The sequence below is a fragment of the Marinobacter sp. F3R08 genome (genome assembly GCF_018860425.1).
Lineage (GTDB): Bacteria > Pseudomonadota > Gammaproteobacteria > Pseudomonadales > Oleiphilaceae > Marinobacter.
This window is the reverse complement of the sequence record NZ_JAHKPI010000015.1, coordinates 368,075-390,321: the sequence shown is the minus strand read 5'-3', so window position 1 is coordinate 390,321 and position 22,247 is coordinate 368,075. Positions and strand designations below refer to the sequence as shown.

Below are 22,247 nucleotides of genomic sequence, written 5' to 3'. Positions count from 1 at the left end.
CTTATTACCTGTAAACCCTTGTGGAAAGCGATTTGCACCGCCGTTCGGATGGCCAAAGCCGGCCTCAAACAAAAACCGCAACGGTCAGAACTCCCCGGTCAGATCGTTCGGCGGTTGGACACACATAGAAACAGATGCCATATTGTGTAGGAAGCTCAGAGATGAACTGACCTCTGCGCCGAGCTTCGATTCAAGGCCGTTCGCATTTCAAGTAAAAGGACCCCATATTGAGCCCGGCCATGCGTGACACTGAAATCCTGGTGACCCACCACAAGGCACTGATGGAGTTGAGCCATAACGCCAGCTTTATTGAATTGCCGCGCCCCCGAAAGCTGGCAGCGCTCGTGGAGTTGTGTACCCGACTATTGGGGTTAAAGCGAGCAAGTGTCTGGCTGTTCCCTCCCGAGAGAGATCGTATCAGATGCGAATGGTTACACGACGAGGAACAACCAGATCGCAATAGCTGCATTTCTCAGAAGGATTCTGAATTCAATCTGTTTCGCTCGGACCACCCCGAGTACTTTAGGGCCATTAGCGAAGAACGGGTAGTTGCCGTGAACGATGCCCGCAATGATATCCGCACCCGCTCTTTCGACCGGGATTATCTGTCGGTTCAGAATATTCACTCCATGCTCGACGCACCGATTTTTGACGGCGAGCATCTGAGTGGTGTCGTTTGCCTTGAGTCCGATGTGCGCCGGGACTGGTCAGTGCCGGATATTTCATTAGCCGCGGCCATCGCTGACACCATCAGCCTGATGAATACCCACGAGGCCTGGCTCAGGTCCAAGCGGGCGCTGGAATACGTCAGACACTACGATTCGCTCACCGGCCTCGCCAATATGGAGTCCCTGCGAGACCGGCTGGGTCACCTGGTGCGCAAGATCACACGCCGGAATACCGGCAGCCTGGTACTGCTCTGGATTGATGTCGACCGCCTGAAAACCATCAACGACGGCCTGGGTCCTCAGGCCGGAGACGACGTTATTGCCGAAATCGGCCAGCGGCTCAAAGAGATGCAGCTCGCAGGTAAAGACCTCCTGGCCCGGATCGGCGGGGACGAGTTCGCTCTGGTTATCCGCAATTACACCCTGCCCGACTTCCTGGATGAGGCCATCCAGGATATCCAGCATCGGATTCGCCAGCCAATCCGGGTGTCCGGCCAGAATCTGAACGTCAGCACCAGCATAGGTGTATGCCACTTCCCGGGCGACTGCCAGGAACCGGAAGAGCTTCTTCGGGGCGCCGAGGCCGCCATGTACCATGCCAAACGGCAGGGCCGGGACCGATCGACACTGTTCGATTCGGAGATCCAGATGACCGCGCGCTCCCGCTTCGCTCTGGAAAACGAGCTGCGGGAAGTACTGAAAGTCGATGGCCTGGATGTATTCTATCAGCCAATCATGGACCGCACCGGAACGCAGCTGGAGAGTATGGAAGCCCTGGTTCGCTGGCAGCATCCGGAGCGTGGCTGGCTGTCTCCGATCGAGTTTCTCGACATAGCGCGCGGTGCCGGACTCATGTACGAGCTGGGGGCCTGTGTTCTGAAGAGGGTGTGCGCACACTGGCGCGATGCGAAAGACCGGAATATTCTACTGCCCACCATGTCCGTGAATCTGTCATCCGAGCAGGTGCTGATGCCGGAACTACCCGAACTGGTACAGCAGATATGCCACCACCAGAGCATGCCCGTCAGTGCCCTTCAGTTCGAGGTTACCGAAGATTCGATTCAGGGCGACTTCAGCATCATCAGCCGGATACTGGAGCAATTGGTTGAGGCTGGCGCCGAGCTTGCTATTGACGATTTTGGTACTGGCTATTCATCCCTGTCCCGGCTAAAAAGCCTGCCCTTTTCCCGAATCAAGATTGACCGCTCGTTCATCAATAACCTGCCCGATGACGAAAACGATTGCGCCATTACCCTGTCAATCATCGGTCTGGCCAGGGGCCTCGGGTTGTCGGTTGTAGCCGAAGGTGTAGAGAACGATGCTCACGAGGCCTGGCTCTTCGATAAAGGCTGTGACTACCTTCAGGGCTACCGATACAGCAAACCGCTTCCCTACCCCGAGTTCCTCAGCTGCTATTTTTCAGACTGATCCGGCAATTCAAACCCCGGAAAAATGGATAGAACCTCAAGAAAGCTCTGCTCTGGCGGAGCACTGATCGTTAGCGACTCACCCGTAGCAGGGTGAAGAAAAGCCATGCCGGTGGCTGCCAGCATCAAACGTCCATGGCCAAACCGGTCGGCAAAATAACGATTGTGCCGACCCCGACCGTGATTGGCATCGCCAATAATCGGGTGACTGATGTGCTTCATGTGCCGCCTTAGCTGATGCTTGCGGCCGGTTTTCGGGCACAATTCAACCATTGCATAGCGACTGGTTGGGTACTTCTCGATCTTGACCGGTAGTTCGGTAATCGCCAGTCTCCGGTACCGGGTGAATGCGTCCCGCACCGGTTGCTCGACACCCTTCAGGCGCCGATCCTCGGGCTCTTCCCGTAATGGATAATCAATCTCTCCGAACTCCGGCGGCCAGCCTCGCACCATCGCCAGGTAGGTTTTCGTGACCTCCCCGGCCATCATGGCCAAACCCAGCGAACGGGCGGTCTCGCTGTCCCGGGCAAACACCAGAATGCCCGAAGTGGGCCGATCCAGCCGGTGCACCGGGTAAACATGTTGGCCACCATTCAATGCCCGTGCGTATTGCAGCGCAAACTCGGTCTCGTGCTTGTCAATGGGGCTCCGGTGTACCAGCAGCCCGGCCGGTTTATGGACCACCAATAGGTAATCGTCCCGATAGAGAACACTCAGCGGGTTGCCCATCATAGACCTATTACAAAAAGTTCATCAGCGGTTTGAAACGAATTCAAATGCGGTCAATCCCGATGCAGCCAAAATAATTGGCAACGACTGAAAAACGCCACGGCAAGTTGTCTGGCACCTAAAACCTGAGCGGAAAGTATCGATGAGTTGGTATTCCAAAAGCATTCTCAACCGGGTTCTCCTGGTAGTTCTCACTGCAAACTTGATTGTTGCAGCGGTGGCGGTTGTGTACATGAATTTCTCACTAAAAGTCAAAAATGACTTCAACGATCTCGTCAATACCAGAATGGTTAATGCTCTGGAAGCACAAGATGTACTCTCTGGATTCCAAACTCAGGTTCAGGAGTGGAAGAACGTTCTTATCAGGGGATCAAATCCAGAAATGCTGGACAAATACTGGGGCCGCTTTCAAGAGCGTGAAGCGTCCATCCAGAGCCAGCTTGAAAAGCTGATTCCGCGCATAAAGGAGCCAGAAGCAAAAGCCTTGCTGTCTGATTTCAAGCAGGCACACCGGACGATGGGAAGGGCCTATCGCCAGGGCTTCGAGGCATTCACCCGCTCCGGTTTTGATCCCGGCACAGGTGATGCCGCAGTTCAGGGGATCGACCGTGAACCCGCCAGACTGATTGAAAATGCCGCGACCACAGTTCGGGAAGACAGTATTCTGAGCGCCGAAACCCTGAATATGGTTGTAACCGAGCGCAGCTGGCTGGTGGCCGGGCTTCTGATCGCCGCCATTGTTCTGGGGACAATCGCACTGATCACGATACTATTGTCGAGTGTGATCAGACCCTCTCAGAAACTCACCTTACAGGTTTCCCGGCTGGGCGACGGAGACCTTTCGGATCCCGTCACCATGCAGCGCTCCGACGAGCTAGGACAACTGGCTGACGCGGCTCGAAGTCTGCACCGGTTCCTCAGCGATACCGGAGCCCAGCTGAGTGCAAATGCCGGACAGTTAAACGATACGGGGGAGCTGATCCGTCAGAACGCAGATCGTGTTGTCAGCCAGTCCGAAATGGCCCACCACCGAATCGAACAAATTGCTACCGCCATGAACGAGATGTCGGCAACCGCAGAGGATGTGGCAAGTCACGCAGCCTCGGTCGCCACTGAAGTTACCCAGACGTCGGGGGAAACTTCCACTGCCGACACACAGATCAATAAGGCCGTAGACAGCATGCACCGGCTAACTGATCAGATCCGACACTCCACCGAAACCGTCGACCAACTCGCTAGTGATGGCAAGAAAGTAGGTGATGTTATGCAGGTTATCAGGGAGATTGCTGACCAGACCAACCTGCTGGCGCTGAACGCAGCCATTGAGGCGGCTCGTGCAGGTGAGGCCGGTCGTGGCTTTGCCGTTGTCGCCGATGAGGTCCGAAATCTGGCGGCCAAAACTCAGGAAGCGACTGTGGAAATTGACCAGATTATCGGCGCTATCAGCGGCGCGTCAAAGGATGCGACCGAGTTTATGCAGGCCTCAGGCGTTGTCGCTCAGGAAAGTAGCGAGGCGGTTGAGGCAGTGCGCTATACCCTGGTAGAGATCAACCGACGCATGAGCAGCATCAATGATGCAGCCACCCAGGTAGCCACCGCTGCTGAAGAGCAGACCAGTGTTTGTGAGGATATCAATCGTAACGTAACGGACGTGGCCGAAATCTCAGAGACCATGCACCGGGCCGCCGAAAACAACCTTCGCACGGTTCCCGAACTCGAATCCATGGCAATCCGGGCTCAGGAACTCGCGAATCGGATCAAATACTAGGAAGTCCGCAACCGGTCGATCAGCCTGCCGAAGGCCTGATCGGCCCGGTCACCCAGTACCAGCATTGCAGGCGTCAGCAATAGCGTCAGCACGGTAGCGAACGCCAGCCCTCCGGCAATAGCGCTGGATAACTGGGTCCACCATTGTGTGGATGGCGCTCCAAAGCCCAAAGAGGGGGTCAGCAGATCCACGTTGACACCAAGCACCATGGGCATCAGCCCCAGAACAGTTGTTATTGCCGTTAACAGCACGGGGCGCAGACGCAGGCAGCCGGTTTCCAGAGCGGCCTCGTAGGACGAGAGGCCCTCCCGACGCATCTGGTTGTAGGTATCAATAAGAATGATGTTGTTATTCACCACAATGCCCGCCAGAGCAATGGTCCCCATGCCCACCATCACAATGCCAAACGACTGATTATTCACCAACAGCCCCAGAAGTACTCCGGCCGTCGACAGCACGATCGCAGAGAGGATAAGGAAGGTCTGGTACAGGGAGTTGAACTGGGTCACCAGTATCAGCAGCATCAGACCGATAGCCACAAGAAAGGCTGTGGCAAGGAAGTTCGACGCCTGCTGCTGATCCTCGTTCTCGCCGGCAAACGTCACCGAAATGCCCTCGGGTGGCTCTGGCATCTCGGCTTGCAGCGATTTGAGCAGCTCATCCACACGGCGCCCCTGGGCCAGCTCGGATTTGATGGTCACTGTACGCTGGCCATCCACCCGAACGATACTGTTGGTCTTGTCACCGGGGCGAAGGTCGACGAATTCCGAAAGCGGAACCTGACCCCGGGACGTATGAATGGTCTGGCGTTGCAGATGATCCAGTTCCCGCCAGTTATTGGGCACACGCACCACAATATCGACCTCGTCCCGCACGTCTTCCGGGCGGTAGGTAGCCAGTTTCAAACCATTGGTAACCAGGCGCACGGCACTTCCGACACCCAAAACATCGGTACCAAAACGGGCCGCAGCCTCCCGGTCAACCTGCAGCCGCCACTCAATACCCGGCAGGCTCCGGTCATCTTCAATGTCCACGAAGCCACCCAACTCACGCATGCGATCTTTGATTTCGTCCACATAGCCGTTGAGACTGTCCGCCTCCCGGCTACTCACCTGCAGTTCTATCGGCTTGCCTTCGGCGGGGCCACCTTCCTGCTTGCGGAATTCAAGCTCGATGCCCGGAATGTTGGCGGTCATGTCACGGAATTCCCCCAGAATCGCACTGGCCGGACGCCGATCGAACCAGTCGGTAAACTGAAACTGAAGAACACCAATCACGTCGGGTGCCAGCTGGGAACCGGCACTGACCATCGAACGGGCATACAGGGCCTTCACTTCAGGCATGTCCTGCAGACGCTGCTCCACCTCACGCACAATCGCGTCCCTTTCCCATACCGAAAGGTCACCTCTGGCCCTGATCTGCACCTGGGCAGAATCGGGCTCCACACTGGGGAAGAACTCCACCCCGTGATTGAAGCGGGCGTAGGCGGCATAGATCACTGCGATTACGCAGAGCACGCCGATCAACGTCAGTCCGGGTGACCTTAACAACAGTGCCAGTAGCTGCCGGTAGCCATGCATCAGACGACCCGCCGATGGCCCCTGCCGCGCTCTCTGGCCGCCACTCACACTCCCCAGTACCGGCAGGAAAATCAGCGCCATGGCCAGGGAAGCAATCAGGCAGATGATTACCGTCAGCGGCAGGAACTTCATGAACTCTCCAACCACGCCGGGCCAGAACAATAAAGGCATGAACACCGCCAGGGTGGTCGCTGTCGAGGCTATAATAGGCCAGGCCATGCGGCTGGCCGCCTCGGCCCAGGCATGCTTTACCGTCAGCCCCTCGGACAGGTTCCGGTCTGCCAGCTCCGACACCACAATGGCGCCATCAACCAGCATACCCGCCACCAGAATCAGGCTGAAAAGCACGACAATATTGAGGGTAAGGCCCATGCTCCAGATCACCAGAATGCCGGCAAGGAAGGCACCGGGGATCGTCAGCCCGACCATCACCGCGGAGCGTGGCCCCATGGCGGCAATCACCACGATCAGAACCAGCACGATGGCCGTGAGCACATTGTTCAAAAGGTCGCTGAGGATGTCCCGCACTTCCCCGGACTGATCCATGATGTAGCGGATTTCCAGGGAGTCCGGCAACTGTGGTCTCGCCTGCTCGATCAGCTCCCGAACCCGGGCGATGGTTTCGATAATATTCGCACCCGAACGTTTGGACACTTCCAGTACCAGGGCGGGTTCACCGTTGATGCGGGCAAAGCCATCAGGATCCTTGAACGTGCGTTGCAGCATGGCCACATCACCGAACGTGACCACTGTGTCGCCATCGACCTTGATCGGCATGGACATCACATCCTCAATGGTCTCGATCACCCCGGGCACCTTCAGTGCCATGCGGCCGTTGCCCGTATCCAGGGAACCTGCAGCCACCAACTGGTTATTGCGGGTTACCAGGGAAGCCAACTGATCAAAATCGATGCCGTAGCTCTCCAGAACCTGGGGATCGACCACAATTTCCAGAAGGTCCTCCCGATCGCCACCAATGTCCACCTCCAGAACCTCCGGGATAGACTCGATGGCATCCTGAAACCGCCGGGCAATGGTAATCAGTTCCCGCTCCGACAAGGGGCCGGACAGACCAACGGAAAGAACAGGGAACAGAGAGACATTGATCTCGTTTACCCTTGGCTCATCCGCTTCCTGGGGCAACTTGGTACGGGCGGTATCCACCTTCTCCCGAACATCCTGCAGAGCCTTGTCCGAATCAAATCCTGCATCAAATTCCAGCATGACTGAGGCATGCCCTTCGGAGGCCGTGCCCCGCATTTCCTTGACACCCTCGAGCGATCGCAGCTCCTGTTCCATGGGCCTTACCAACAGGCGCTCGGCGTCCTCCGGGCTGATACCATCCAGGGTCATGGAGACATAGATCATCGGAATGGTAATGTCGGGGTTCGCTTCCTTCGGAATAGTCTGAAATGCAGCGACCCCCCCCAGAATCAGGAAAAGCAGGGTCAGCAAGGTTGTACGGCTGCGATCAATGGCGGCAAAGATCAGTGCACGCATGCGGGCTAGCCCCCGTCTTCGGCGGTGTCTACCGGTACAACCTGGTCACCGGTACTGACAAAACCACCACCGCGGGTAATGAGGCGGATTTCATCCGGCAAACCGGCAACCCAGGCTCCGTCAGTAGTGACACTCAACAGTGTTACATGACCGAACTCCACCCGGTTCTCACTATTCACATACTTCACGCCAGGGCGGCCATCATCGCCAAGGGACAGGTAAGCGGGAGACAGGAACATCGCCCTTACCTCCGGCAACGCCACTCTCAGACTGGCACTACCGCCAGCCACCCGTTTGCGATCCGGGTTCTCCACGGCAATCTCTACGGCAAAACTCCGGGTTTCCGGGGAAGCTGCACTGGCCACAAAGGTCACCTCCCCGAAAAGACGACTACCATCCAGCAGATCCAGACGAACGGTCTGGCCAGGCGCCACATCTCCCACCGATTGCTGGGGAACCTGCGCTGTGGCTTTCAGTCGATCCACCCTTACCAATTGAAACAGGGGTGAGCCGACCTGAACCAGGTCTCCGGCCTCGACCGATTTACTGTTGATGACACCGTTAAAGGGCGCTTCGGGTGCCAGATGACTGATTGCCTGTCGGGCACTGGCCAGTTCAGCGTTGGCTGCGGCAATCTCGCTTTCCAGATTCAGCACCTCGGATTCCGAAGCCAGATTGTTGGCCCGCAGCTGGCGGGCCGCAGCGAGATCAGCTTCCAGCTTCCTTACACGGGACTGCCAGCGCAAAACTTCCGCGCTGCGTCCCTCATCCGATAGAACAAGTAACTTCTGGCCCTGGCTGACCTGCTCTCCAAGATCCACGGCAAGGGATTCTACCCGCCCGGAAACCTGAGCACTCAACAGCACCGAATTCCACGGTTCCAGCTGGCCCTGCAACAAAAGACCAGGCTCGTACAAACTTGCCGTCAGGGTTTCCACCTGCACACTTGTCAGCTGGTCTTCGCCGCTCTCCTGGCGCTCCGGTGCCTCGTCATTGGCCACCTTCACCTCGCCGGTCGCCATCCATATCGCCAGAACAATCACAATCAGAAGTGACAGTCCCACAGAACCCCATTTTGCTTTCGTCATTGAATGCTCGCTGTTCCTGAATCAAGGGCTGACAGAAAAAACCGGCAAATAACGGTTGCATCCGGTTAAAATCGTGGGTTAGATTCTACACATAAAGTTTTTACGAATTCAGAACAGACTGTCGATTTTATGAAACTCAACGCAGTGATTGTCCTTGTGAAGCTCATCCTGGTGGTCGTGGTACCGTCCGGGGGCTTTTGCGTGGACAAGCGGGTGAGATAGCGACAAACCTGACAAGACACCAGAAGCCCCCGGCACCGAAAGGTCCCGGGGGTTTCTTTTTTTACGGCAAAAGAAAAAGGAAAAACGACCATGAACGGCGCACAGCACATTCTTGACGCATTCCATCGCCACAACATCAGCACCGTCTTCGGTTACCCGGGCGGTTGCATCATGCCGCTCTACGATGCGCTGGTAGACGACGTGGGTGTGGAACATGTGCTGTGCCGGCACGAACAGGGATGCGCCCTGGCCGCCGACGGGTACGCCAGGGCAAGCGGCAGGCTCGGCGTATGCATTGCCACCTCTGGCCCCGGCGCAACCAACCTGATTACCGGCGTTGCCAATGCCCATCGGGATTCTATCCCCATGCTGGTCATCACGGGCCAGGTACCTTCGAGCCTGATCGGCACTGACGCCTTCCAGGAAACCGATGTACTGGGCATGACCCTGGGCATCGTCAAACACAGTTACCTGATCGACGACGCGGACAGTCTGCCGACAATCATGGAAGAGGCCATCCAGCTGGCCGAGAGCGGCCGGCCGGGACCGGTGTGGATTGATATCCCGAAAGACCTGTTGCTGACTGAAGTAGTCGATGCGCCCTTCCCTCAATCTGCGCCTTGTGAAACGGCCGCGCCCGACCTGACAAAGGCGCTGTCGATGCTGCGCGCCGCCCGTAAGCCATTACTCTACAGCGGTGGAGGTATTAGCCTGGCCCATGCCGAGGACAGCTTCCGGACGTTCGCCGAAACCTGTGCAATGCCTGCGGTTGTTACTCTCAAGGGCATTGGCAATCCGGGCAAACACAACCCCTTCAACCTCGGCATGCTGGGTATGCACGGCTCAAGGGCGGCCAACAAGGCGGTAGACGAGTGCGACCTGCTGCTGGTCATTGGCGCTCGCCTCGACGACCGGGCCACCGGCAAACTGGACGGCTTCGCTCCCAACGCGACAATGATCCATATCGACGCCGATGCCGCCGAGATCAACAAGCTGCGCTCGGCTGATCTGGCTATCCGCGGAGATCTGAAGGCCATTCTTACATCACTGACCGCGGCCTTGCAGGATGCCCCTCTGGCTATCAGCGACTGGCAGAAGCAATGCCGTACATGGCACACCACCGGAGGTTTCCACGCAGCCGACAATGAAGAACCACTGGCACCGATCACCGGCCCGGCGTTCATCCGTCAGCTCTCCCGCGTTGCCCCCGATGAGACCGTGATTGCCTGCGACGTTGGCCAGCACCAGATGTGGGTAGCCCAGCACTACGTCTTCGACCACCCACGACACCACCTCACCAGCGGCGGACTGGGCACTATGGGCTTCGGGCTCCCGGCGGCCATCGGTGCCCAGTTTGCCGATCGCAACAGCACAGTCATCAACGTCACCGGCGATGGCTCGTTCATGATGAACGCACAGGAACTGGCGACCATTCGCCGCTACAACCTGCCGGTAAAACTCATCGTCATGGATAACCAGTGTCTGGGCATGGTTCGCCAGCAGCAAGAACTGTTCTACAACAACCGGGAAAGCCAGATAAACCTGGACGACAATCCCGACTTTGTGGCCATGGCAAGAGCCTTCGACATTCCAGCCCTGCATATTGAACGCACTGACCAGATCCGCCGCGGCATCGAAACCATCCTGGCCTTCAACGGCCCGATGTTGCTGCATGTAGCCATCAGCCGTGAAGAAAACGTCTGGCCCATCGTAAAACCCGGCGCCAGCAATCGGGAAATGATCGACGAAACAGCACGCACGACCAAAGCCGCCAAGGAGCAAGTTGCATGAACCCGAAAAGTCAGCCTTCAACGCCCAGCTACACCATCAACTGCCGAATGACCCAGGAAGCCGCCGCCCTGGAGCGGCTCTGCCAGGTGGTTCGCATCCGAGGATTCCGCATTGCCACCATGGCCGTGGAAACCGCCGGCGAACATCTGGATATCGCCCTGACTTTGGAGGGCACTCGGCCTATTACCATGTTGCAGGCGCAACTGGAGAAGCTTCATACGGTTGCCGAGGTTGCCCTCGCGGCTGGATCTGTGGCCCGGTCTCGTTCGGCCTGAATCTTGGAGATTGTCTTCGGTAGCCTTAGGTTTGGCGGGCCTGCGACCCCGTAGGCCCGCCCCTCAACTCAAAGGCTAAAAGAGCTGAAACTCCGAAGCTAAAGCTCTGAGATTACCAGGCTTTGTAGGGCAGGAATTTACCATTCATGGTAACCACAACGCGGTCGCCCTTCGGATTCTCCTCCTTGTCGATCTCCATGGTGAAATCAATAGCACTCATGATGCCGTCGCCGAACTTCTCGTGAATGAGTTCCTTCAAAGTGTCGCCGTAGACACCTACAACTTCATACAATCGATAGATCAGCGGGTCCTGCGGAACGGCGCCGTCCCAGGCTTTTTTCGGGCAAACCTGGAGCGCTTCGGCCACTGGCTTGTCGAGGCCGAGGACTTCACACAGGGCGAACGCCTTGTCTTCGGTAAGCCGGTTCATACCCAGCGCCGCCGAGGTGGTGAACACCGGGGACATGCCGATGGTTTCGGCGATGGATTCCCAGGTCAACGCCTTGGAGACCTTGGCCTCCAGAATCTTCGCAGTCATCAGTTCTTTGTTCATCATGACTTTTTCCTCTCTTGGGTTTTCACATCAGGCATTTACCGCACGAGCGGCAGTTTCGGATTCGGTAGTCGCAGACGATGCCTCAGCGGCGCCTTTGGCGGGCTCGACGAGTCTTGGACTACCGTCTTCTTCGGGCAGCGCCGAACCGCTTCGGTTAACCAGGAAGTCGACCAGATAGTCCCGGGTCTTGTGATAGGCCGGATTCTGGAAGATCGTGGCACGTGCTCGCGGATGCGGGATATCCACCTTTACGCTCTCGGCGATGCGGGCGTTGGGGCCGTTGGACATCAGGAAAATACGGTCCGAGAGCAGAATCGCCTCGTCCACATCGTGGGTGATCATGAACACCGTCTGTCGGGTTTCTTCCCAAATTTTGACCAGCTCGTCCTGGATCACCCCCCGGGTCAGTGCATCCAGCGCACCGAAGGGTTCGTCCAGCAACAGAAGTTCCGGCTGAGTGGCAAAGGCCCTGGCGATACTGACCCGTTGGCGCATCCCCCCGGATAGCTGAGATGGCTTACGATTGAGAGCGTGCTCCAGCCCCACCATCTTGAGATAACGTTCACTGTGCTCTTTCACCTTCTCCTTGGACCAGTTGGGCCAGCGGGCGCGTACGGCGAAGACGATGTTATTCAGGGTGGTTTTCCAGGGCAGCAGGCTGTAGTTCTGGAACACCACACCGCGTTCAAGGCCGGGGCCTTTGACTTCCTTGCCATTCATCACCACGTTGCCGGCGCTGGCTTCGTCCAGACCCGCCAGCACGTTCAGGATGGTGGATTTACCGCAACCGGAGTGGCCGATAATGCACACGAATTCGCCTTTCTCCAGGGCAAAGCGGATATCCTCGAAGACGGTCAGCTCGCCGCCCTGGCCGTCCGGATAGACTTTGGACAGACCATCTACTTCCAGGAATGATTTACTCATAACGGGTCTCCATTCGGAGGGTTGAGGCCGGCGCCGGTGACCGGGGCCGGACCACTCATTCTTTGTATTCCACCAGCTTCTGGGCTTTACCCAACGCCAGGTCCAGTAGCATGCCCACCACCCCGATCATCAGGATTGAGAAGATCACACTGGCCAGATCCAGGTTGTTCCACTCGTTCCACACGTAGTAGCCAATGCCAGTGCCGCCGACGAGCATTTCAGCAGCTACAATGACCAGCCAGGCAATACCAATGGAAATCCGCATACCGGTCAGAATCGTCGGAGCGGCAGCAGGAAGGATCACCGTAATGGCGGTACGCAGGGGCCCGAGTTCGTGGGTGCGGGCCACGTTCACCCAGTCCTGCCGGACATTGGCAACGCCGAAGGCAGTGTTCAGCAACATCGGCCATATCGAACAGATGAAAATCACGAAGATCGCCGAGGCATCGGAGTCCTGAATGATGAACAGAGCCAGCGGCATCCAGGCAAGGGGCGAGATCGGTCGCAGGAGCTGGATGTACGGATTGAGAGCCTTGTACATCAGCGGTGACATGCCGATCAGGAATCCCACTGGTAAAGCAATAGCCATGGCCGCCAGATAGCCGGTCAGCACCCGGTACACAGAGTAAGCCAGCTGAATGCCGATGCCCTTATCGTTGGCCCCGGCGTCATAGAAAGGGTTCGACAGCTCCTCCCAGGCCAGTTTGATAACCGCCGAAGGTGGCGGCACCCGGGATTCCTGTTCCACACCACCCATCAGCATTTCGTATTCGGTCAATCCGGTCAGGGCCTCTGGAGGCTGGGTTGCCATTTCCCAGAGCCCCAGGGCCAGAATCAGGAACGACACCGACAGCAGTGCTGCCCGAACGTTCAGAGAAGCCATGGTTACACCCTCCCGATCTCGAAGCTGCGCGCGTATTCTTCCGCATGATCAGAATCAAAGGTCTTGCCCATGATGGTGTGAGTCTTGTAGGTACGATCCGGAGCGGAGTAACCGAGCTCCTCCATGATTTTGCCGGTCTCTCCCGCCAGATATACCTGCTCGGCGATACCTTTGTAATCCACCTCGCCTTCGATGTAACCCCAACGCTTCATCTGGGTAAGAATCCAGACCCCCATGGAGTGCCACGGGAACGGATCGAAATCGATGCGATCCGGCACATCTTTGACCTCGCCGAGACCGTCGGCGTAGTACCCGGTAAGCACCTGCTGGATAACCGGTACCGGCTGATTCAGGTAGTTTTTCGGCGCAATAGCTTCGGAGATTTCTTTCCGGTTATCCGGATCATTGGAGTACTGGGTGGCGTCAATGATGGCGCGCAGCATGGCTCCGTAAGTATTCGGGTTCTGAGTTGCGAACTGCTGGCTGCAGGCAAAAGCACAGCATGGATGGCCTTCCCAGATGTCCTTGGTAAGCATATGGATAAACCCGACTTTCTCCCACACTGCTCGCTGGTTGAACGGATCTGGAGACAGGTATCCATCCAGGTTGCCGGCACGCAGGTTTGCCACCATCTCGGGTGGCGGTACCACGCGGATCTGCACATCCTTGTCCGGGTCGATACCGTTCTCGGCCAGGTAGTACCGCAACAGGAAGTTATGCATGGAATACTCGAACGGCACGCCGAACTTGAAGCCTTTCCACTGTTTCGGGTCCCGCTTGTCCTTGTGATCCACATGCAGAACAATCGCCTGGCCATTGATGTTTTCAACTGCCGGCATGATGAACGGCTCCGGGGTAGAGCCGGCCCCCATGGTCATGGCCAGAGGCATGGGCGTCAGCATATGGGAAGCGTCGTATTCGCCCGCCAGGGATTTGTCCCGGGCCACCGCCCAACCGGCTGTCTTGGTCACGGTCACATCCAGGCCGTAACGCTCATAGAAACCCATGGGGTGTGCCATGATGATCGGAGTGGCGCAGGTAATCGGAACAAAGCCGACGTTAAGCTTGGTTTTCTCCAGCTTGCCCAGAGATTCCTTCACCGCCGCCTTGGCCTTCTCCATCGGGAACACACTGCCCAGAACCGCAGCCGCTGTGCCGGCGCCCATCATTTTCATGAAACTACGCCGACTATGGTCGTTATGACCGAACACCGAGCGGACCACCGCGCTCTCAATAGCCCGATCCATCATCGCCTCTGAATCCAGGTGCTCGTCGGACGCGGCCTGCTGGCTGTCAGTCGGTTTCAGGTCCAGCGAAATGGACGTTGCACTCTCTCCGGACTTGCATTCATGACAGCCACAGGTCTTGGAGTGGATCAAAGACTTGTCTCCATTAAACGGATTACCGAGGCTTTTCGTAGTCATGGGGCACTCTCCTGGGTTACGGGTTATTTCTGCACTCTTGCTGTGCAACAAAGGTGCGGCTCGGGCCCGAGGTTGAAAACGGTCGGGTCGGCTACGCGTTCTTAAGGAGCTATCGCAGGGTTTGTGCCAAGTTTTAAAAATCATTAATTAATTGTTTTTATTGAATTATTTTCCAACAACCTAGGACAGAAACGACTACGATATTTCGTAATTCACGATTTTTCGTAGTTTTAACTTCGATTTTTCGTAGTTGGCACAAGGCTTGTTTCATCGTTTCAGGAATGACTCAGGACACTGCCATGCCCTCAAAAACGATCGTGAACCCCGAAACCCCCGGAAACTGGATCGCTCATCTCCCAGAAGCTGCCCTGCTGGTGGACGCCGGCCGGGATCTGATTCTCGCCGCCAATAGCGCCATGGCACGGATGATCGGGACGGACAGACAATCCATTACGGGCACACCCTGTACGCACCTGTTTGCTGACCAGCGACCGCAACTGATTGCATTCACAGAAGAGACGCTGTTTCGGAGTCAGGGCTGGAGCCGCGACTTCATGCTTCAGCACCGGGACGGCCATAGCGTAGAGCTGGAAATCTCTTCTTCCAGGGTCGGCGAGGCGGAATCCCAGAATGTGCTGCTGTTGCTAAGGGACCGCCGCCAGTTGCGCTCCCTGCGGGAACGCCACGACGCCAACTACTATCATCGGGGCGGGCTATTGGAGTGGCGCAGGGTTGAAGAGCTGTTCAAAGACATGGAACGGGAGAATCAACTGATTCTGCATGCGGTCGGGGAAGGCATCTATGGGGTGGATGCGGAGGGTCGAACCACCTTTGCCAATCCAGCCGCAGAACGAATGCTGGGCTGGCGCATTGATGAATTGATGGGGCGGGTCATTCACCGGGTGGTTCACCATTCACATGAAGATGGCAGCCTTTACCCCCTGAACGATTGCCCTATCTACGCCGCATTTCGCGACGCCAGTGTGAAACGCGTGGGCGAAGACTGGTTCTGGCGGAAGGATGGCACAGGCTTTCCGGTGGAGTACACCAGCACACCCATCATGGATAACGGGCATCCAGTAGGCGCGGTTGTGGTCTTTCGGGACATCTCGGCTCGCCTGGAGGCCCAGAAAAAATTACAGAAAGCGCTGGAGGAAGTGGAAAGCCTCAAACACCGCCTGGAAATGGAGAACGCTTATCTTCAGGAAGAAATCAGCGCCGAATATCACTTCCACGAAATCTTCGGCCAGAGCGAAGCTATCCAGGCGATTGTACGGCGGATAGGCATGGTGGCACCCACCGATGCCAACGTCCTGATCACCGGAGAGTCCGGTACAGGCAAAGAACTGATTGCCCGTGCCATTCATCAGTCCAGCAGCCGACGGGACCGACCTCTCATTCGGGTAAACTGCGCCGCTATCCCGAAAGACCTGTTCGAGAGCGAGTTTTTCGGCCACATCAAAGGCGCCTTTACCGGAGCCATCAACGACCGGGTCGGTCGCTTTGAACTGGCTGACGGCGGCACCCTGTTTCTGGACGAGGTCGGTGAAATTCCTATAGAGCTTCAAGGCAAGCTGCTTCGTGTTCTGCAGGATCAGCAATTCGAACGAGTGGGCGAAAACCGCACCCGGGCTGTAGATGTTCGGGTGATTGCGGCTACCAACCGGGATCTGAACTCAGAAGTCCAGGAAAAAACGTTCCGGGAAGACCTCTACTTCCGCCTGAACGTCTTTCCCATCGAGTCCGTCCCTCTGCGCCAGCGTCTGGAAGACATCCCAATCCTCGCCCGGGAGTTCCTGAACCGGGCCTGCCAGAAGTTCAATCGGCCGACACTGGCGCTACGAGAACGGGACGTTGAAGTTCTCAAGGCCTATCACTGGCCAGGCAATGTACGTGAACTGGAGAACGTCATTGAGCGACAGGTCATCACTGCCGATGGCCGACTCGATCTTGACCTGCCCGGCCCGGAAGCCATCGCCAGACCCTCCTCTGACCAGACCATTCCGGCCCGTCATTTTAACGACAAACTGATGACCGAACAGGAGCTCAGAGCACTGGAAAAGCAGAACCTTACCCGAGCTCTGGAGATGAGCGGAGGCAGAGTATTCGGCGACGATGGCGCCGCGGCCATGCTCGGCATAAAACCAACCACCCTCACTTCTCGGCTGAAGAAACTGAAAATCGAAGCCAGAGAATTCCAGGTCAGGCCGGGGTGACTCCCAGCTGGTTAAGGGCATAGGTCAGCGCAATCCACAGCAACATCACCAGCGGCAGGTAGCGGCCAACCAGGTACATCCGCCACTCCCACCAACGGCTCTCGGTGCCCAGCACTGTCCGGATCTTTTCGGGCGGAATAAACCAGCAAAACATGGCGGCGCCCAACACGCCTGAGAATATAATGACATTCCCACCGGCCACCCGATCAATTACATCCAGCACGGGCTCCCCGGCAATAGTCCATTCCAGCGGCGTAAAACTCAGCGCAGATGCCGTACCCAGCAATAACATGACCAGGGTAACAAGACTGACAGCCCGGCCATTGCTCAGCCGGAATTCCTCCGCCACAGCCGCAATCATTACCTTCAGCCCCGCCAGACTCGAACTGAATGCAGCCATAAAGAACAGACTGAAAAACAGCGTACCTACCCAGTAACCGCCAACCATACCCTCGAACACCCGGGGCATGGTCACAAACGCCAGCTGGCTGCCCTCCGTAGGCTCCATGCCAAGGCTGAACACAAACGGGAAAATCATCCAGCCGGCCAGCAACGCCACACTCGTCTCTGTACCTGCAACAATCAGACAAGCCCGGGGCACATGGGTCTGTCGCGGGATAAAACTGCCATAGGTCACCAGATACCCCTGACCAATCGCCAGAGTGTAGAACGCCTGCCCGAAGGCAAATGCCCAAAGCTTGCCGTCGGCCAGCCGGCTCCAATCCACCTGAAAAAAGAAAATCTTGGTCTGCTCCCAACCAGGTGTGCGACTGGCAAAGATCACCAACCCGATCATCACAATGATCAACACCGGCATGAGGATCTTCGACATCAGCTCAATGGCGGTCACATCCTTGGCAAGGATGATCGCCCCTAACACGGTGACAGCGAAGAAGTACCAGAGCGAGTTATACCCTTCGGTAAAGTCGCCAAATACCCGAAGATTGTTTGTCGCAGCATCCACGGCATAGCCAAGGGTCCAGCCGGTAATCACCAGATAATAGCTGGTAATGGCCATGGTAATCAGCACCACAAACCAGCCGTACATCATCCCGAAGCGGTTCACCTGCCGGTAGGTCTGGACCGTACTTCCCTTGGAGAGCCGACCTGCAGACACTTCCAGAATCATGATGGGCAAAACCACCACAATCAGCGCCAGCAGATACGCCACCACAAAAGCGCCACCACCGTTCTCCCCGACCATGTAAGGAAACCGCCACAGGTTCCCCAGCCCCACGGCTGCTGCAGCCATAGAGGCTACAAACGCAGGCTCTGAGCTCCATTGTTTTCTCGATTCCTCTATAAATTCGTGATGCTTTGGCACGGTGCTCCCTCTCCATAACCGGGGCTTTCAATGGGGTGAAGGCTAACAAATCATGGGGCGACTCGTTTGACCAGAATCAAACCAGGTTTTTGGGCAGAGCATTGTCTTGGTGCCACGAGCGCAATATCGAACCATTTATGTGCATGCAAAATTCGATATTTAGTCCAGATTTTGCCTTCACTTCTCCTGAAAAATACAACCTGATTGTTTTTATTGCATTTTTTTCTAAAAGACCAAAGTGGCACAGTAACTGCTGTTCTTGAAGCATCTTCGACCCTATGGAGCATGCAACATGAATCGTCGTGATTTCCTTAAAAGCGCCACTACCCTATCTGTCAGTGCCAGCCTTTTACCCCTCAGCCAATTGCTGCCAAGAGCTGCGCAAGCGGCCTCCAACGAGACCGCAGTTGTGGTTTTCGGGGGCACCATCAACAGTCTCGACATTCATCGCTCCGGCACCAATCGCGCGAGTTACCAGGTTGCGATCAACTGTTACGACCGCCTAGTCAGCTTTGGCACCAAGGCCACTGGCGATGGCTCTCTCAGCTACGACTACAGCAACGTTCAGCCTGAACTGGCCGAATCCTGGGAGACCAGCGAAGACGGCACCGTGATGACTTTCAAAATCCGCAAAAACGCTACCTTCTGGGACGGCAAGCCGGTGACCGCCCACGACGTCAAATGGTCCCTGGACCGCGCGGTTTCCCTCGGAGGCTTTCCGACGGTCCAGATGAAGGCGGGCCGGCTTGAGTCTCCGGATCAGTTCAAGGCAATTGATGATCATACCTTCCAGATCACGCTGCCGTTCCCCTCAAAACTGGCATTGCCTGATCTGGCAACTCCGATCCCGATTGTGATCAACTCCGAAGTGGCCAAAGCCAATGCCACGGCAGACGATCCATGGGCAACCGAGTATCTGCACCGCAACCCCGCAGGCTCCGGTGCGTTCAAGGTTTTACGCTGGAACGCCGGCGAGCAGCTGGTTTACGAACGCAACGACAACTGGGCCTGCGGCCCTCTCCCCGGCTACCAGCGCGTCATGCTGAGAGAAGTGCCGGCACAGTCCACCCGACGGGCACTGATCGAGCGTGGCAGTGTCTCCGCATCCCAGGACATCCCCAACAAAGACGCCAAGGAACTCGCTGAGAAGCCCGGGGTAAAAGTTGTCAGTACACCGATCGAGAACTGCATTTACTCCCTCTGCACCAACCTCGACTTTGAGCCGTTCAAAGACAAGCGGGTGCGTCAGGCCGTAGCCTGGTCCATTCCCTATGAAAAGATCTTTGAACAGGCCGCCTATGGCCAGGGCGTGCCAATGTGGGGCGGAGAAGATCAGGTGAGCAGCATTGCCTGGCCGCAGAAATCGCCCTATGAGCAAAACCTGGAGAAAGCGCGTGCGCTGATGGCACAGACCGACTACAAAGACGGCTTCGAGGTGCCCCTGTCATTTAACCTGTCGGTAGCCGATTGGGCCGAGCCCACAGCCCTGCTGATCCAGCAAGGTCTCGCGGAGATTGGCATCAAGGCCAATATCGAGAAAATTCCGGGCGCCAACTGGCGCACCATTGCCCTGGTTGAGAAGAAGCTGCCCCTGCACCTGGAGAACTTCGGCGGCTGGCTGAACACACCGGACTATTACTTCTTCTGGGCCTACATCAAGGGCAACCTGTTCAACTCCTACAACTACGACAATCCCGAGATGGCCAAACTGATCGACGATACGCTCGACATGGCCGTATCTCACCCGGATTACGCTCCGAACGTGACCCGGATGATCGAGATCGCCTTCGACGACATTCCACGTATTCCGCTCTGGCAGCCGACCCTGAACGTGGCGTTTAAAGACGGAGTGGAAGGCTACGAATACTGGTTCCACCGTCAGATGGATATCCGTCCGTTGAAGCCTGCCTGATCCATTAAACAAGGAGTTCACTGTGTCTCTGGGTGTTAAATCCAAACGGGTTCTTACCCGTGTGCTGCAGGCCATACCTACGATCTTCGGTATATTGGTCGTGTGCTTCATCCTGACCCGGGCATTGCCCGGGGATCCGGCCGCCTACTTCGCCGGGGATATGGCCGATGCAGAATCGATTGAGCAGGTCCGGGAAAACCTTGGCCTGGATCAGCCCATGCCGATGCAGTTTGTCACCTACGTAGGTGATCTGCTGCAAGGCGATCTGGGCGTTGCCATCTCGACCGGCCAAACGGTAACCCAGGAGCTGGCCAAGCGACTTCCTGCTTCACTGGAACTGACCCTGGGGGCACTACTCCTTGCCCTTATCATCGCCGTCCCTCTGGGCGTTCTGGCTGCAACCCGGCCAAACTCCTGGGTGGACCACCTCTGCCGCTTCCTGGTAACAGCGGGGGTCTCCCTGCCAACCTTCTTTACCGGTCTGGCATTGCTGTATGTCTTCTACTACCTGCTGGGCTGGGCACCGCCACCCATGGGCCGGCTCGACATGATGTTTTTACCGCCTGAACCGATAACCGGGTTTTACACCATTGATTCAGTGATTGCCGGTGACTGGGCTCTGCTCAAGGCATCCCTTGCACAGATGGCCTTGCCGCTGATCACCCTTGCCCTGTTCACTCTGGCGCCCATTGCCCGTATGACCCGGGCGGCCATGCTGCAAACCCTGGCCAGCGACTACGTGCGCACGGCCCGGGCTGCCGGGCTGAGCCGTCGCAGGGTACTGATCACCTACGCATTCCGAAACGCACTGCTGCCGGTGATCACCACCCTGGGCATGGTCTTTTCATTCGTACTTGGCGCTAATGTGCTGGTCGAGAAAGTATTCGCATGGCCAGGCATCGGCTCATTTGCGGTTGAAGCACTGGTGGTCTCAGATTACGCCGCGGTTCAGGGTTTTGTGCTTTCCATGGCGCTGTTGTTCGTGGCACTCAATCTGCTGATCGACGTGACCTACACCCTGATCGACCCGCGCGTTGGCGAGGACAGCTAATATGAGCAATCTGGCAATCACCCCGTCCACCAGTCAGCGCGCTCAATCCCGCGAGGGCTACTGGCATCACCTGCGTTACATCATGGCCGAAAACCCGCTGACCGGGGTCTCCTTTGGCCTGTTCTTTGGCCTCATTGCCGTCGCGATATTTGGCCCCTACCTGGTGCCTTTCGATCCGGTGGCCACCGGAGTTGGGCCTGCGCTGCAGCCGCCCGGGGTCAACCACTGGTTTGGCACCGACCACCTGGGCCGGGACGTGTTTTCACGCGTTGTCGTGGCAACCCGGCTGGATCTTCTGATCTCCGTCTCCGCGGTGGCGCTGTCCTTCGTTTTTGGTTCGATCATCGGATGCTTCGCCGGCTATTTCGGGGGCTGGACGGACAGAATCTCCGGACGGCTGATGGATACGATCATGGCCTTTCCCCTCTTCGTTCTGGCCATGGGAATCGTGGCGGCCGCTGGTAACTCCATCGAAAACATTGTCTACGCAACTGCCATCATCAACCTGCCTTTCTACGCCCGGATGGCTCGAGCCGAAGTGAGCATTCGCCGGAATGCGGGCTTTGTACAGGCGGCCAGGCTGTCGGGCAATTCCGAACTGCGGGTACTGTTCGGCCATATTTTCCCGAATACCCTGCCGCCGATGATGGTTCAGATTTCTCTCAATATGGGCTGGGCCATCCTGAATGCGGCCGGGCTGTCCTTCATCGGGCTGGGTGTTCAGCCCCCCATGCCGGAGTGGGGCATTCTGGTAGCAGAAGGCGCCAATTTCATTATTTCTGGCGAATGGTGGCTTGTGGTCTTCCCTGGCCTGGCACTGATGCTGGCGGTATTCACCTTCAACCTTATCGGCGATGGCCTCCGGGACCTGGTCGATCCGCAGCGTCGGACCTAAGGCAAACCTTCAGG

Annotated in this window: 16 protein-coding genes; 8 read left to right on the top strand and 8 right to left on the bottom strand. The window is 57.0% G+C overall.

What is annotated here, in order from left to right:
- The first annotated feature begins 239 nt into the window (after positions 1-239).
- Positions 240-2,096 carry a sensor domain-containing phosphodiesterase gene (locus tag KO499_RS10880; RefSeq protein WP_215983762.1) on the top strand — a complete coding sequence of 619 codons (1,857 nt, stop codon included), beginning with the start codon at positions 240-242 and terminating at the stop codon, positions 2,094-2,096.
- On the opposite strand, the gene KO499_RS10875 is transcribed toward KO499_RS10880, so the two are convergent.
- The gene (locus tag KO499_RS10875; RefSeq protein WP_215983901.1) at positions 2,081-2,824 is read right to left on the bottom strand and encodes a pseudouridine synthase; all 744 of its coding nucleotides are present in this window, start codon (positions 2,822-2,824) and stop codon (positions 2,081-2,083) included. The two genes, KO499_RS10880 and KO499_RS10875, sit on opposite strands and share 16 nt — an antisense overlap.
- Positions 2,825-2,966: 142 nt before the next feature.
- Between KO499_RS10875 and KO499_RS10870 the strand changes: the two genes are divergently transcribed.
- Positions 2,967-4,592 (top strand): methyl-accepting chemotaxis protein, encoded by a 1,626-nt coding sequence (locus KO499_RS10870; RefSeq protein ID WP_215983761.1) that lies wholly within the window; start codon positions 2,967-2,969, stop codon positions 4,590-4,592.
- Here KO499_RS10870 and KO499_RS10865 read toward each other — a convergent pair.
- Entirely contained in the window at positions 4,589-7,672 is a 3,084-nt protein-coding gene (locus tag KO499_RS10865) for an efflux RND transporter permease subunit (protein ID WP_215983760.1), read from the bottom strand. The genes KO499_RS10870 and KO499_RS10865 overlap by 4 nt on opposite strands.
- 5 nt (positions 7,673-7,677) lie before the next feature.
- The gene (locus tag KO499_RS10860; RefSeq protein WP_215983759.1) at positions 7,678-8,760 is read right to left on the bottom strand and encodes an efflux RND transporter periplasmic adaptor subunit; all 1,083 of its coding nucleotides are present in this window, start codon (positions 8,758-8,760) and stop codon (positions 7,678-7,680) included.
- A gap of 312 nt (positions 8,761-9,072) precedes the next feature.
- Here KO499_RS10860 and ilvG point away from each other — a divergent pair, with 312 nt between their 5' ends.
- Positions 9,073-10,773: an acetolactate synthase 2 catalytic subunit gene (ilvG, locus tag KO499_RS10855; RefSeq protein WP_215983758.1), complete on the top strand. Its 1,701-nt coding sequence runs from the start codon at positions 9,073-9,075 to the stop codon at positions 10,771-10,773.
- Positions 10,770-11,048, top strand: a complete 279-nt coding sequence (locus KO499_RS10850; protein ID WP_215983757.1) for an ACT domain-containing protein — start codon at positions 10,770-10,772, stop codon at positions 11,046-11,048. Before ilvG ends, KO499_RS10850 begins: the two co-directional genes overlap by 4 nt.
- Before the next feature lie 112 nt (positions 11,049-11,160).
- Here KO499_RS10850 and cynS read toward each other — a convergent pair whose 3' ends face one another.
- The 4 genes from cynS to KO499_RS10830 are packed head-to-tail and all read right to left on the bottom strand — an operon-like array spanning position 11,161 to position 14,835.
- Entirely contained in the window at positions 11,161-11,604 is a 444-nt protein-coding gene (gene cynS, locus KO499_RS10845) for a cyanase (protein WP_215983756.1), read from the bottom strand.
- A 27-nt stretch (positions 11,605-11,631) separates the two neighbouring features.
- Entirely contained in the window at positions 11,632-12,528 is an 897-nt protein-coding gene (locus KO499_RS10840) for an ABC transporter ATP-binding protein (RefSeq protein WP_215983755.1), read from the bottom strand.
- Positions 12,529-12,583: 55 nt separating this feature from the next.
- Positions 12,584-13,411: a nitrate ABC transporter permease gene (gene ntrB, locus KO499_RS10835; protein ID WP_215983754.1), complete on the bottom strand. Its 828-nt coding sequence runs from the start codon at positions 13,409-13,411 to the stop codon at positions 12,584-12,586.
- A gap of 2 nt (positions 13,412-13,413) precedes the next feature.
- The gene (locus KO499_RS10830) at positions 13,414-14,835 is read right to left on the bottom strand and encodes an ABC transporter substrate-binding protein (RefSeq protein ID WP_215983753.1); all 1,422 of its coding nucleotides are present in this window, start codon (positions 14,833-14,835) and stop codon (positions 13,414-13,416) included.
- Between the two features lie 299 nt (positions 14,836-15,134).
- Here KO499_RS10830 and KO499_RS10825 point away from each other — a divergent pair, with 299 nt between their 5' ends.
- Positions 15,135-17,051 (top strand): sigma 54-interacting transcriptional regulator, encoded by a 1,917-nt coding sequence (locus KO499_RS10825; protein ID WP_215983752.1) that lies wholly within the window; start codon positions 15,135-15,137, stop codon positions 17,049-17,051.
- Here KO499_RS10825 and KO499_RS10820 read toward each other — a convergent pair.
- The gene (locus KO499_RS10820) at positions 17,038-18,375 is read right to left on the bottom strand and encodes a sodium-dependent transporter (protein WP_215983751.1); all 1,338 of its coding nucleotides are present in this window, start codon (positions 18,373-18,375) and stop codon (positions 17,038-17,040) included. The two genes, KO499_RS10825 and KO499_RS10820, sit on opposite strands and share 14 nt — an antisense overlap.
- Positions 18,376-18,667: 292 nt before the next feature.
- Between KO499_RS10820 and KO499_RS10815 the strand changes: the two genes are divergently transcribed.
- From KO499_RS10815 to KO499_RS10805, 3 genes are read left to right on the top strand one after another with little or no spacing between them, the layout of a single operon-like run.
- On the top strand, positions 18,668-20,287 hold the full coding sequence (locus KO499_RS10815; RefSeq protein ID WP_215983750.1) for an ABC transporter substrate-binding protein: 1,620 nt from the start codon (positions 18,668-18,670) through the stop codon (positions 20,285-20,287).
- A gap of 22 nt (positions 20,288-20,309) precedes the next feature.
- The gene (locus KO499_RS10810; RefSeq protein ID WP_215983749.1) at positions 20,310-21,338 is read left to right on the top strand and encodes an ABC transporter permease; all 1,029 of its coding nucleotides are present in this window, start codon (positions 20,310-20,312) and stop codon (positions 21,336-21,338) included.
- 1 nt (position 21,339) lies between these two features.
- Positions 21,340-22,233, top strand: coding sequence for an ABC transporter permease (locus KO499_RS10805; protein WP_215983748.1), 894 nt, complete (start codon positions 21,340-21,342; stop codon positions 22,231-22,233).
- The last annotated feature ends 14 nt before the right edge of the window (positions 22,234-22,247 follow it).

Coding starts and splice junctions, on each gene's coding strand:
- KO499_RS10865 (WP_215983760.1), bottom strand. CDS start 7,672: ATGCGTGCACTGATCTTTGCCGCCATTGATCGCAGCCGTACAACCTTG.
- KO499_RS10805 (WP_215983748.1), top strand. CDS start 21,340: ATGAGCAATCTGGCAATCACCCCGTCCACCAGTCAGCGCGCTCAATCC.
- KO499_RS10830 (WP_215983753.1), bottom strand. CDS start 14,835: ATGACTACGAAAAGCCTCGGTAATCCGTTTAATGGAGACAAGTCTTTG.
- KO499_RS10840 (WP_215983755.1), bottom strand. CDS start 12,528: ATGAGTAAATCATTCCTGGAAGTAGATGGTCTGTCCAAAGTCTATCCG.
- ntrB (WP_215983754.1), bottom strand. CDS start 13,411: ATGGCTTCTCTGAACGTTCGGGCAGCACTGCTGTCGGTGTCGTTCCTG.
- KO499_RS10850 (WP_215983757.1), top strand. CDS start 10,770: ATGAACCCGAAAAGTCAGCCTTCAACGCCCAGCTACACCATCAACTGC.
- KO499_RS10860 (WP_215983759.1), bottom strand. CDS start 8,760: ATGACGAAAGCAAAATGGGGTTCTGTGGGACTGTCACTTCTGATTGTG.
- KO499_RS10815 (WP_215983750.1), top strand. CDS start 18,668: ATGAATCGTCGTGATTTCCTTAAAAGCGCCACTACCCTATCTGTCAGT.
- KO499_RS10825 (WP_215983752.1), top strand. CDS start 15,135: ATGCCCTCAAAAACGATCGTGAACCCCGAAACCCCCGGAAACTGGATC.
- KO499_RS10880 (WP_215983762.1), top strand. CDS start 240: ATGCGTGACACTGAAATCCTGGTGACCCACCACAAGGCACTGATGGAG.
- KO499_RS10870 (WP_215983761.1), top strand. CDS start 2,967: ATGAGTTGGTATTCCAAAAGCATTCTCAACCGGGTTCTCCTGGTAGTT.
- cynS (WP_215983756.1), bottom strand. CDS start 11,604: ATGATGAACAAAGAACTGATGACTGCGAAGATTCTGGAGGCCAAGGTC.
- ilvG (WP_215983758.1), top strand. CDS start 9,073: ATGAACGGCGCACAGCACATTCTTGACGCATTCCATCGCCACAACATC.
- KO499_RS10875 (WP_215983901.1), bottom strand. CDS start 2,824: ATGGGCAACCCGCTGAGTGTTCTCTATCGGGACGATTACCTATTGGTG.